The sequence below is a fragment of the Streptomyces sp. HUAS 31 genome, assembly GCF_028198125.1.
Lineage (GTDB): Bacteria > Actinomycetota > Actinomycetes > Streptomycetales > Streptomycetaceae > Streptomyces > Streptomyces chartreusis.
Window position 1 is genome coordinate 3,919,611 of record NZ_CP116353.1, and the last position, 11,782, is coordinate 3,931,392.

General features: G+C 70.7%; 8 protein-coding genes and 1 pseudogene. 6 read left to right on the forward strand and 3 right to left on the reverse strand.

Annotated elements, in window-relative coordinates; translation table 11 throughout:
* Both PGH47_RS17250 and PGH47_RS17255 read left to right on the forward strand, forming a co-directional pair.
* Complete coding sequence (locus PGH47_RS17250) at nucleotides 1-1,002, forward strand: DNA-3-methyladenine glycosylase family protein (protein ID WP_271664178.1); 1,002 nt, start codon at nucleotides 1-3, stop codon at nucleotides 1,000-1,002.
* Nucleotides 962-1,202 (forward strand): annotated as a pseudogene (locus tag PGH47_RS17255) (hypothetical protein); the annotation flags it as partial. The gene PGH47_RS17250 and the pseudogene PGH47_RS17255, both read left to right, overlap by 41 nt.
* Nucleotides 1,203-1,262: 60 nt before the next feature.
* On the opposite strand, the gene PGH47_RS17260 reads toward PGH47_RS17255, so the two are convergent.
* Nucleotides 1,263-2,345, reverse strand: a complete 1,083-nt coding sequence (locus tag PGH47_RS17260) for a nucleotidyltransferase family protein (RefSeq protein WP_269643426.1) — start codon at nucleotides 2,343-2,345, stop codon at nucleotides 1,263-1,265.
* A 296-nt stretch (nucleotides 2,346-2,641) separates the two neighbouring features.
* The gene (locus PGH47_RS17265; protein ID WP_271664179.1) at nucleotides 2,642-4,336 is read right to left on the reverse strand and encodes an N-acetylmuramoyl-L-alanine amidase; all 1,695 of its coding nucleotides are present in this window, start codon (nucleotides 4,334-4,336) and stop codon (nucleotides 2,642-2,644) included.
* A gap of 140 nt (nucleotides 4,337-4,476) precedes the next feature.
* On the opposite strand from PGH47_RS17265, the gene PGH47_RS17270 reads away from it, so the two are divergent.
* From PGH47_RS17270 to PGH47_RS17285, 4 genes are all read left to right on the forward strand, one after another.
* Nucleotides 4,477-5,232 carry a TIGR03089 family protein gene (locus tag PGH47_RS17270; RefSeq protein ID WP_271664180.1) on the forward strand — a complete coding sequence of 252 codons (756 nt, stop codon included), beginning with the start codon at nucleotides 4,477-4,479 and terminating at the stop codon, nucleotides 5,230-5,232.
* A 153-nt stretch (nucleotides 5,233-5,385) separates the two neighbouring features.
* Nucleotides 5,386-6,594, forward strand: coding sequence for an LCP family protein (locus PGH47_RS17275; protein ID WP_271664181.1), 1,209 nt, complete (start codon nucleotides 5,386-5,388; stop codon nucleotides 6,592-6,594).
* Nucleotides 6,595-6,818: 224 nt separating this feature from the next.
* Nucleotides 6,819-8,633 (forward strand): LCP family protein, encoded by a 1,815-nt coding sequence (locus PGH47_RS17280; RefSeq protein ID WP_271664182.1) that lies wholly within the window; start codon nucleotides 6,819-6,821, stop codon nucleotides 8,631-8,633.
* A gap of 434 nt (nucleotides 8,634-9,067) precedes the next feature.
* Entirely contained in the window at nucleotides 9,068-10,657 is a 1,590-nt protein-coding gene (locus PGH47_RS17285; RefSeq protein WP_271664183.1) for an LCP family protein, read from the forward strand.
* 24 nt (nucleotides 10,658-10,681) lie between these two features.
* On the opposite strand, the gene PGH47_RS17290 is transcribed toward PGH47_RS17285, so the two are convergent.
* Complete coding sequence (locus tag PGH47_RS17290) at nucleotides 10,682-11,710, reverse strand: glycosyltransferase family 2 protein (RefSeq protein WP_271664184.1); 1,029 nt, start codon at nucleotides 11,708-11,710, stop codon at nucleotides 10,682-10,684.
* Nucleotides 11,711-11,782: the final 72 nt, after the last annotated feature.

Consider the following 11,782-nt stretch of genomic DNA (forward strand, 5'->3'; position numbering starts at 1 on the left):
GTGGCAGGACGTTTCTCTCCGCGGCCCACGCGTACGACCGTGCGCGGTGGCCATGTCGCCGTGCCCGGGGGGATACCGCGGCAGGCCGCGGTCGCCGGGCGGGTTCGGACCTGGGTGCCGGAGTGGCCGATCGATCTCGGGCTGGTGCTCGGGCCTCTGCGGCGTGGACCGGGGGATCCGACGTTCCGGGCGATGCCGGACGGCTCCGTGTGGCGGGCCAGCCTCACGCCCGCCGGGCCCGGGACGCTGCGGGTCGCCGCGCGCGGGGCCGAGGTGCGGGGCGAGGCGTGGGGGCCGGGGGCCGAGTGGCTGCTGGAGCGGTTGCCGGAGCTTCTCGGGGCGGCCGACGATCCGTCCGTCTTCGTGCCGCGGCACCGGGTGGTGGCGATGGCCCGGCATCGGCGGCCGGGGCTGAGGCTGACGCGGACCGGGCTGGTGATGGAGTCGTTGATTCCGTCGGTGCTGGAGCAGAAGGTCACGACCGATGAGGCGTATCGGGCGTGGCGGTTGCTGGTGCGGAAGTTCGGGGAGCCGGCTCCCGGGCCCGCGCCGGGGCGCATGTATGTGATGCCGGACGCGCGGACCTGGGCGCTGATTCCGTCCTGGGAGTGGCATCGGGCCGGGGTCGACAACAAGCGGGCGTCGACGATTCTGCGGGCCGTGCGGGTCGCCGCGCGGATGGAGGAGGCCGTGCGGATGCCTCCGGCTCAGGCGCAGGCCCGGTTGGAGGTCGTGCCGGGGATCGGGCCGTGGACGTCGGCGGAGGTCGTGCAGCGCAGTCATGGGGCGGCGGATGCGGTGACCGTGGGGGATCTGCATCTGCCGGGGATCGTGGGGTTCGCGTTGGCCGGGGATCGGGATGCGGATGACTCCGTGATGCTGGAGTTGCTGGAGCCGTATGCGGGGCAGCGGCATCGGGCGGCTCGGTTGATCCTGCTGAGCGGGAGGGTGCCGGCACGGCGGGCTCCGCGGATGCCGCGGGGCGATATCGGCCGCCTGTAGCGACGCCGGCCCGCTGCACGGTGCGGCGCGAGTTTCCTCGCCCCCGCCGCCCCTACCCGTCCCATCCCTCAGGGGCGCTGCCCCTTCACCCCCGACACCCCTGGGGCTGCCGCCCCAGACCCCGCTTTCGGCCTGAACGGCCTCGTCCTCAAACGCCGGACGGGCTGAAAGGGGTGCGGACCGTCACCAACCTGTCAGGCCCGACCCACCCGGCAACGGAAGCGCTTCCGCCAGCAGCCACAGGCCGTCGCAGGCACCGCCTACAGATCCGGTGAGAAGCGCACCGCTCCCGCCGGTATCTGCGCGTCGCACCACACCCGTGCCCCGTCCCGCAGTTCGTTGTCGGCGCCGATCACCGCGCCGTCGCCGATGACCGTCCCCGTGAGGACCGAGCGTTCCCCCACGCGGGCGCGGGTGCCGATGAGGGAGTCGGTGATGATCGCGCCGGGCTCGATGACGGCACCCGGCAGGATCGTGCTGCCGAAGACGCGCGCGCCCTCGGCCACGAACGCGCCCTCACCCACCACCGTGCCGCCCGTCAGCTTCGCGTCGGGGGCCACCCGAGCCGTGGGGAGAATCAGGCGGTCGCCGCACCGGCCGGGGACCGCCGGGGACGGAGCCCGGCCGAGGACCAGGTCCGCCGAGCCCCGGACGAACGCCGCCGGCGTGCCGAGGTCGAGCCAGTACGTCGAGTCGACCATGCCCTGAAGGTGCGCCCCGGCCGACAGCAGGTCCGGGAAGGTCTCGCGCTCCACCGACACCGGCCGCCCCGCCGGAATCGTGTCGATGACCGACCGACGGAAGACGTACGCCCCCGCGTTGATCTGGTCGGTGACGATCTCCTCGGGCGTCTGCGGCTTCTCCAGGAACGCCGTCACACGGCCCGTGTCGTCCGTCGGGACGAGCCCGTACGCCCGCGGGTCCGTCACCTTCGTGAGGTGGAGGGAGACATCCGCTCCCGTCGTCTCGTGCGTACGGATCAACGCCCGGATGTCCAGGCCCGTCAGGATGTCCCCGTTGAAGATCAGGATCGGGTCCTCGGGCCCCGAGTGCAGCCGCGAGGCCACGTTCCGGATCGCGCCGCCCGTGCCGAGAGGCTCCTCCTCCGTCACGTACTCCAGATGCAGCCCCAGCGCCGAACCGTCGCCGAAGTACGGCTCGAAGACCTCGGCCAGGTAGGAGGTGGCCAGGACGATGTGGTCCACGCCCGCCGCTTTGGCCCTCGCCAACTGGTGCGTGAGGAACGGCACACCGGCCGCCCGGACCATGGGCTTCGGCGTATGGACCGTGAGCGGACGCAGCCGTGTGCCCTTGCCGCCGACCAGGAGGATCGCTTCTGTCACCTGTCGTCTCTGCTTCCTGCCGGGACCGGCCGAACTGTCTTTCGGCCGGCCAGTGTATGCAGACCGTTGTGCGGCGCCCTCGACGGCAGTGCGGTATGACGACACATCCCGCGTCTCCTCCCCCGACGGCGGTGAATGCGCTCCCGCCACAGACTCCCCGGTGCTTCCCGAGCGGACCGGTCCTCCCCATGGTTCCCGGTCCGCCGGGCACTTCCCTGTACTTCTCCGTACTCGCCCGTACTCGCCCGTACTTCTCCGTACTCCCCGTACTTCCCCCGTGAAGTGCCCTCCCCGCCTCAGCGGCCCTGGAGACGGGCCGCGGAGGCGCGGGCGGTGCCGAGCTTGGCGTAGAGCAGCCGGCCGGGGCACTCCGTGGAGAAGCCGTCCCGGTGGCCGGAGATCACATTCAGTCGTACGTTCCTGCCCTTTCGGAACAGATTGCCACCGCCGGACGTCAGGTATGTCTTTCCGCGCGGATTGGCACCGTAGAGCCCCAGCTTCCAGGCGGTGAGCCGGGAGATGGCTTTCACGGTGGCCACGGTCGGCTTGGTGGAGCCGTAGCTGCCGAGGACGGCGATCCCCATGCTGTTGCTGTTGAAACCGCGGGTGTGCGCACCCAGGACCGCCTTCGTCACGCCCCCGGCACGCCCCTCGTAGATGTTTCCGCACTTGTCGACGAGGAAGTTGTAGCCGATGTCGCGCCAGCCCATGCTCAGGACGTGGTAGCGGTAGATACCGCGAATGAGCGAGGGAGCCTGGGTGCACCAGTACTTGCCGCCGGACGCGGTGTGGTGCACGAAGGCCGCCTTCACCTTGCTCGTGTAGGCGAACTGCCGCTCCCGCCAACTCTCGTTGGCTCCCCAGCCGCGCCGGGTGACGATGCGCGGACGCGGGCCGATGTACGGCTTCGCCCGCTGCTCCTCGGTGAGCTCGCTGCCGCGCAGCGCCAGCAACTCCCGCTCGGTCTCGGCACGTTCGAGGGCGGGAATCTCGGTGGCGCCCAGGGGTGCGAGTTCGGCGTTGGCGGCGGAGGCGGCGAGGGCCTCGGCGGAGCCGAGCGTCTCCGGGTTCAGCGAGCCGGGGCGGGCGCCGGGCTCGCTCTGCGCCGGGTCGCCGGGGTCGACGAGTTCAAGGTGGAGACCGGCGGGCAGCGGGGTGACGGCCGTGCCGTCCACGGCGGCGTCGTCCCCGCCCTGCTCGCCCTCCTCGGGCTCGGGCCTGGGCTTGACCGCGACAGCCTCGGACTCAGGCTTGGGCTCCGCCGCCTCGGACTTCGGCTTCGGCGCCTCCGCTTCAGACTTCGGCTTCGGCGCCTCCGCTTCAGACTTCGGCTTCGGCGCCTCCGCTTCAGACTTCGGCTTCGGCGCCTCCGCTTCAGACTTCGGCTTCGGCTCCACCGCCTCGGACTTCGGCTTCGGCTTCGGCTCCGATGGCTCCGACTTCGGCTTCCTCGCCCCCGGATCGGGATCCGCGCCCTCCGCCGTCACGCGTACCTGGACGCCGTCCGAGTCGCCGACCCACAGGGGTGCCGTGGCTCCGCGCACCCCGCCCGCGGCGCTCTCGGCGGTGCCCGGGTCGGCCGCGTGTTCGGCGTTGTGGGTCTCGACGTCCTGCCAGCCCGACCAGGTGCCGGTCGCGACCGCGCGGGTGCGGACCTGGACGCGGCCGTGCAGTTCGGTGGCCGGGTCGTCCCAGATGACGCCGACCAGGGAGAAGTGATGTACGTCCCGTCGGGGCAGCCCCTGTTCGGTGGGGGTGCCGGCGGAACGGTCACGGGTGAGAGGGACGAGGGGCAGCGACTGAGTGCTGCCGGGGACGGGCGTCTCGGCGTCCGCACGCCGAGACGCCGATCCGACGGTCGCCGTCGCCCCGCTCCTGGCGGCTTCCGCTCCGAACGCCGGGCGCACGGACGCGGCGGCGGGTGGAGTGAGCGGGAGAGCGAGGGCGGCCGCGCACGTGACACCGATCGAGGAAGCAAGGAATCCACGCATGCTCCTGATGTTGGACATAGTCATACAAAGCTGTCCATTGGGGAACTGACGGCGCGTCGGTCCCCGGCTCCGCCGAACCGGTGGCGGCCCAGCGGCCCGCAAGGGGGTGCGCGAGCACCGCTGCGCGTACCCTTGCGCGGGTGAATGCCACCGATCGCACCCCCGCCGACCTGCTGCGTTCCGCGCTCGCCGCGGATCCCGGACGCCCCCTGGTGACCTTCTACGACGACGCCACCGGGGAACGCGTGGAATTGTCCGTGGCCACCTTCGCCAATTGGGTGGCCAAGACCGCGAATCTGCTTCAGGGCGACCTCGGCGCCGGACCGGGCGACCGGGTCACGGTGCTGCTGCCGACGCACTGGCAGACGGCGGTGTGGCTGCTGGCGTGTTCGTCGGTGGGCACGATCGCGGACGTGGGCGGGGACCCGGCGACGGCCGACGTGGTGGTGAGCGGGCCGGACGACCTGGAGGCCGCGCGGGCGTGCCGCGGGGAGCGGGTCGCGCTGGCGCTGCGGCCGCTCGGGGGCCGCTTCCCGCAGCCGCCGGCCGGCTTCGCCGACTACGCGGTCGAGGTACCGAGCCAGGGTGACCGTTTCGCACCGTACGCCCCGGTCGACCCCGAGGACCCGTCGCTGATCGTGGCGGGCCGTGAGTTCAGCGCCGCGGAGCTGGTCGAGCGCGCCCGGGCGGAGGCGCCGGCCCTGGGGCTCACGGGTCCGGGCTCACGGATCCTGTCGGCCCTGCCGTACGACACCTGGGAGGGCCTCGCCGCCGGCCTGTACGCGGCGCTCGCGACCGGCGGCTCGGTGGTCCTGTGCCGGCACCTCGACGAACTGGGCGAGGAGTCCCTGGCCAAGCGGATCGAGGCGGAACGAGTGACGGCGACGGCGAGGTAGCCCCCGTACCGCCCCGCCGGCACCCGGCGTCAGCACCAGCGCCCACCCTCACCCGTTCGGCCCACCACGACCCACCCCCCACCCCCCATCCACGCGATGGTCGTAACAGCAGCCCACACCACACGCTGTACGCAATGAGGGGTGGACACAGCCGTGACCGACACCGCAGATGCGCACCGGGGGGCGTCGGCCAGCAAGAAGGGGCTTGTGCGGCGCTGGGTCCGGCGCGGGGCGATCGGGGTCGGGCTCGTGGTCGTCATCGCGGGGGGCGTGGCCTGGGGCGTGTACGCCAAGCTCGACTCCAACATCACCCCGGACGAGGCCGCCGCAGCCGAGCTGGCCCGGTACGAGAAGGAGCGCCCCACCTCGCTCGTGCGCGGCGCCCAGAACATCCTCCTGATCGGCTCCGACTCCCGGGCCGGCTCCGGCAACCGCCGCTACGGCAAGGACTCCGGCACCGAGCGCTCCGACACCACGATCCTGCTGCACCTGTCGTCCGACCACCGCAGCGCCACCGCCGTCTCGATACCCCGGGACCTCATGGTCGACGTTCCCGGCTGCCGCCGCTCCGACGGCCGCCGCAGCCAGCCGATGTTCGCGATGTTCAACTACGCCTTCCAGGTGGGCGGTTCGGCCTGCACCGTGCGCACCGTGGAGCGGATGACGAACATCCGCATGGATCACCACATGGTCATCGACTTCCACGGCTTCAAGGAGATGGTCGACGCCCTCGACGGCGTGGAGATCTGCCTCTCGAAGCCCATCGACGACAAGGCCGCCAAGCTCAGGCTCCCGGCCGGGAAGGTGACCCTCGACGGTGAGCAGGCCCTCGGCTACGTCCGCGCCCGCAAGTCCCTCGGCAACGGCAGCGACACCGACCGCATGGACCGCCAGCAGCGCTTCCTCGCCGCGCTCGTGCACAAGGCGCAGAGCAATGACGTCCTGCTGAACCCGGTACGGCTCTATCCGGTCCTGGACGCCGCCACATCGTCCCTGACCACAGACCCGGCGCTGGCCAACTTGCGCGGTTTGTACGAACTCGCGCGGGGGGTGCGCGACATCCCCACCGAACGCGTGCAATTCCTCACGGTTCCGAGGGAGTCGTACGTCTACAACTCCAATCGCGACCAGCTCGTGGAACCCGAGGCCGAGCGCCTCTTCGAACGGCTGCGGATCGACGCGTCGGTGGAAGTCGTGAATTCGACCGAAAAGTCCCAGGGGCCACCTCGCGGTTCCTCGTACAAGCGTTCCATCGGCGGGGACCATAAGTCCGGCGCGAAGGGATCCGACGAGCCCGCCGGGTCCACATCTCCGGCACCCACTTTCCGGGGGAGTACGGCCGCCGAGAACCCCTGCGGGTAAAGCGCTCACCAAGTCGGCGAACCCCGATTCAAAGAAATGCGGCAGATTGCCCAGTTGTAGGGACGTGGAATTTGTCACCGTCCTCGCTCCACGCTGAACTGGGCGGATAGTGTGAGCGATCCGGTGCTCCCTGCCGTAGTTAGGCTTGCGCACTGTTTGACCGAGACCCGAGCGCCTTGGAGGGGGTAGGCGCCGCGTGGCCCCGACGGAGGATTCAGACAACCGTGGACGCGCAAGGCCGTGGGCGGGCGGACGATATCGATCCCGCAGACCAGTGGGTGCTCAATCCGAACACCGGTGAATACGAACTGCGACTGGGTCCTTCCTCTCCGCAGTCACCGGTCCCGGGTCCCCGCAGAGCCGCTTCCCGCGCAGGCACCGCCGCGCGTTCGGCCGGTACCTCCGCAAAGGGCGCCGGTGGCGCCCGTGCCGCGGGCGGAGCGGGCGATGCGGGGGGCACCGTACGGAACAGGACCGCCGCGCCGGGACGCGAGTCCCGTCAGGCACCGGGACGTGAGGTCCCGCCGCAGCGCAGGCGCAGGGGGGCACCCGAGGAGCCACTGCCGGGGCGTCGCAGTCGCCGGCCGGTGAAGAAGAAGGGCAAGGCGAAGAAGGCCGCGCTCTGGACCGGCGGCATCATGGCGTTCGTGGTGGTCGCCGCCGCGGCCGGTGCGTATCTCTACATCGAGCACCTCAACGACAACATCCAGTCCGTGAACGACGACGGCGCGAGCACCGGTGGCTTCAGCAAGGACAAGGCCATCAACATCCTGCTCATCGGCACGGACAAGCGCACGGGCGCGGGCAACGAGAAGTACGGCGACTCGGGCAGCGCGGGCCACGCCGACACCACGATCCTGCTGCACGTCTCCAAGGACCGCTCCAACGCGACCGCGCTGAGCATCCCGCGCGACCTCATCGTGGACATCCCGGACTGCCCGACCACGCAGGAGGACGGCTCCCAGGAGGTCATCGCGGGCGAGACCGGCGTCCGCTTCAACACCAGCCTGGGCCAGGAAGGCCGTACGCCCAGCTGCACCGCCCGTACCGTCACCGAGCTGACCGGCATAAAGCCGGACAACTTCATGGTGGCCGACTTCAACGCGGTCAAGACGCTGACCACGGCGGTCGGCGGTGTCGAGGTGTGTCTGGCCAAGGACATCAACGACCGCGACTCCAAGCTGAACCTCACCAAGGGCAAGCACACGATCGAGGGCGAGGACGCCCTGGCCTTCGTGCGCACCCGGCACTCGGTCGGCTTCGGCGGCGACCTGAGCCGGATCGGGCTCCAGCAGCAGTTCCTGAGCGCGCTGATGCGCAAGCTGAAGTCGAACGACACACTCACCAGCCCGACCAAGATGATCAAGCTGGCCGAGGCGGGCACGAAGGCGCTGACCGTCGACTCCCAGCTCGACACCATCGACAAGCTGAAGGACCTCGGTCTGGAGCTGGGCAAGCTCAACACCAAGAACCTGACCTTCACGACGGTTCCGGTGATAGACAACCCGGCGGAGCAGGTGAAGACGACCGTCGTGCTGAACGAGGCGACGGCGCCCCAGGTCTTCGAGGCGATCCAGAACGACGTCTCCTTCACCGCGGTCAAGCAGCAGAAGCAGAAGGAGGCCGCCGCCGTGGCCGCCCGCCTCAAGGGCACCAAGGCCGACGCCTCCGAGGTGCGGGTGCAGGTCCTCAACGGCGGGGCGCCCTCGGGCAGCGCGTCGGAGACGCTCACCTGGCTGCAGAACGAGGAGGGCGTGTCCAAGTCCGAGAACGCCGGCAACGCCCCGGCGTCGCTTGCGAAGACGACGCTGGAGTACGCGCCGGACCAGGCGGACCAGGCACGTCGGCTCGCCGAGATCATGGGGCTCTCCGGTTCGGCGATGAAGCCGGGCAAGAGCGTCACCAACTCGCAGGGCCTGCCGACGATGACGCTGACGCTGGGCAAGGACTTCAAGGGCGCGGGCAAGTCGGTGACCGCGCCGACGAAGGCTCCGGACGTGGAGAAGTCCACGGCCGACAAGGTCGAGTGCGCGAAGTAGCCGGCGGCCGGTAACGGCCCGACGGGCCCGTCCCACAGCCCACTTGGGGTGCGACGGGCCCGCTGCGGTGCACGGGCCGGGGTATGCGGGCAGTCGTACAGGATCGCCGCAGGAGGACAGCTGTACGGAATCTGCGGCGTGGAACGCAACTGTCTTCGTCGCTCGTTGGTCTGACACACGACACAGGTGTGTCAGCCGGCGTCGGCCGGGAGCGCCGTGCGGCGCACCCGGCGCGGATTTTGCCGACGCGTGGCCAACCCGGCTCGGACCCACAGAGGTCTGACAGGTTGCGAACCGGTGTCGGACAGAGTGGTCTGACATGGTTCGCTCCGCACCGGACAGGGAGGTCCGACGCGGAGCGTGGCCATGTCCGGCCAAGGGTGGGGAAGGGCGGAGAGTTGGCGCAGAGCAGTGTGCGAGGGGAGGCCCCCGCGGTGGACGACACCATGTCGCTCACCCCGCGGGCCGACCAGGACACGCCGGCCGACCAGAGCGGCCGGCACGGTGGCGGGGGTTCCAGAGGTGGCCGGGGAACCGACGGCAGACCCCGCAGACGGCGCGTGCTGCGCTGGTCGGCGACGGTACTGGCGGTGGTGATACTGGGCACCGCGGGTGCCGGCTATCTCTACTACCAGCACCTCAACGGCAACCTGAAGAAGGACGACCTCAACATCGGCGACGCCAAGGACCGCGCCGCCGAGTCCGAGGCGAACGCGGCCGGGCAGACGCCGCTGAACATCCTGCTGATCGGCTCGGACGCCCGCGACACCGAGGAGAACCAGAAACTCGGCGGCGCCAAGGAGACGTTCGGCGGCACACCGCTCGCCGACGTCCAGATGCTGCTGCACGTCTCCGCCGACCGCTCCAACATGTCGGTCGTCAGCATGCCCCGCGACACGCTCGTGGACATCCCCAAGTGCACCGACCCGGACAGCGGCGACGTCTTCGAGTCGCGTCAGCGCACGATGACGAACCAGTCGCTGGGGCGCGGTGGTCCGGGGTGCACGGTGGCCACGTGGGAGAAGCTGACCGACATCCACATCGACCACTTCATGATGATCGACTTCTCCGGTGTGGTGTCGATGGCGGACGCGATCGGCGGCGTCCCGGTCTGCGTCGACAAGAACATCCACTCCAAGGACAGCCAGGGCCACGGCTCCGGGCTGAAGCTGGAGAAGGGCACCACTTACGTCAAGGGCGAGCAGGCCCTGCAGTGGCTGCGCACGCGGTACGGCTTCGAGGACGGCAGCGACCTGGCGCGCGCCAAGGCGCAGCACCAGTACATGAACTCGATGGTGCGTGAGCTGCGCAAGAACGCCAAGCTGAGCAACCCCAACAAGCTGCGCAAGCTCGCCGAGGCCGCGACCAACGCGCTGACCGTCGACGAGGGCATCGGCACGGTCGCCAAGCTCTACGACCTGGCGGGCGAGCTGAAGAAGGTGCCGACGTCGCGCATCACCATGACCACGATGCCCAACCAGTACGTCGGTTCGCGCGTCGAGCCCACCGAGGACGCCACCAAGCTGTTCCGGCTGGTGCGCGAGGACATCGCGCTCGACGGCAAGGACAAGAAGAAGCCCACCGAGGAGACGGCCCCGACCGACCCGGCCGCCGCGGACGAGGAGATCGCCGTGCAGGTGCAGAACGGCACCCGCACCGACGTCCTCGCGCCGGTCTCCGGCCGGGCGACCACCGTCGCCGGGCTGCTCGTCGGCAAGGGCTTCACGCGAGCTGTCGCGGACTCCTCGACGACGCCGACCGCGGACACGACGGTCGTGCGCTACCCGAGTGCCGAACTCGAGGGCGACGCCCAGCGGCTCGCCAAGGCCCTCGGCATCCCGACCAAGGCCGTGGAGAAGTCCACGGACGTCTCCGGCGTCACCCTCGTCGTCGGCGCCGACTGGCGCGAGGGCACGGCGTACAAGGCGCCGAAGCAGGACGACAGGACGCCGGACACGGCGGAGGCGCTGAACGCCTCCGACACCAAGGCGTGCATGAAGGTGAGCGACGGATTCACCTGGTGACGGGCGCCGCGCCCGGCGGCCCGCTCAGCTCGCGCTGAGCACCGCCGGGCGGCGGGAGGCGATGACCTTGCGCGCGAGTGAACGCGGGCTGGTCAGAAAGCCGTAGCCCCAGGACATGTGCATGGTCGCGAGGGCGACGGGGATCTGCAGGCGTGCCTTCAGCGGCAGGCCCTTGCCGGCCGGGACCGAGCCCGCGGCGATCGCCGCGAGGTAGCCGCCGGGGACCGCCAGGGCCCACGGGGTGACCAGGGCGCCCAGCACGAGGCCCGCGGCGATCGCGCAGACCGCCGTCGGCGGGGCGAGGTAGCGCAGGTTGATGGAGCCGGCGTGGTAGCGGGCGACGACGTGCCGCCAGCGGCCGTAGTCCTTGTACTGCTTGGCGAGGGCCTTCACCGACGGCCGCGGGCGGTACGACACCTTCAGCTCCGGTGAGAACCAGATCAGGCCGCCCGCCTCGCGGATCCGGAAGTTGAGCTCCCAGTCCTGGGCGCGGATGAACTCCTCGTTGTAGCCGCCCTGCTGCTCCAGCGCCTCGCGCCGGAACACACCGAGGTACACGGTCTCCGCCTGCTGGGCCGCGCCGCCGGTGTGGAAGGCCGCGTTGCCGACGCCGATCTTCGAGGTCATCGCGGCGGCGACGGCGTGCTCCCAGTCGTTCTCGCCCTCGGCGTGCATGATGCCGCCGACGTTCTGCGCGCCGGTCTCCTCCAGGAGCCGTACGGCGGTCGCGATGTAGTTCGGCGAGAGGATCCCGTGCCCGTCGACGCGGACGACGATCGGGTGCCGGGAGGCCTTGATCGCGGCGTTGAGCGCGGCGGGGGTGCGGCCGGTCGGGTTCGGGACGGTGTGCACGCGAGGGTCTTCGGCCACGAGCTCGGCGGCGATCTCGTCCGTGCGGTCCGCGGAGGGACCGAGGGCGATCACGACCTCCATCTCGCCGGCGTACTCCTGCGCGAGGATCGCTTGGACGGCTCCGCGCAGATGCCGCTCCTCGTTGAGGACGGGCATGATGACGGACACGGCGGGGAGCTGCACGTCGGGATTGGCGTTCATAGGGGCCTCACGTTACCGCGAACGGGGGACACCGGTGCGCCCCGCCGGTGCCGGTGCTCCGGGCAGCAGATC